The organism is Vibrio sp. Vb1574 (genome assembly GCF_033338675.1).
The window spans coordinates 757-1,077 of sequence record NZ_JAWOTC010000422.1 but is presented as its reverse complement, the minus strand read 5'-3'; the positions used below and the strand labels follow the sequence as shown (position 1 = coordinate 1,077).

The following is a 321-nucleotide window of genomic DNA, read 5'->3' as shown; positions in this document are numbered from 1 at the left end:
GCTTCTGAGCCACCAATCCAAAGCAATGCAACCGCAATCGCACCTTCCATAAATGCCCAGAAAACACGCTGCAATACAGGCGCATCGACTTTACCACCCGCCGTAATGCTGTCGATAACTAGCGAGCCAGAGTCTGAAGAGGTGATAAAGAATACCAATACCAGAACCACAGCAATGATCGACAATATGTTGCCAAATGGCAGCACATCAAACATTTGGAACATCGCCAGTGATACGTCGGTCAGACCGTTTGCGCCTAACTCGCCTACTTTGTTGACGACTTGATCACTCGCCAGACCACCAAATACCGACATCCAAACC

Annotated in this window: 1 protein-coding gene; it reads right to left on the bottom strand. The window is 48.9% G+C overall.

What is annotated here, in order from left to right; genetic code table 11:
• Positions 1–321, bottom strand: a 321-nt coding sequence (locus tag R7O12_RS26600) for a BCCT family transporter (protein ID WP_318127070.1), incomplete at both ends; no start/stop codon positions are given.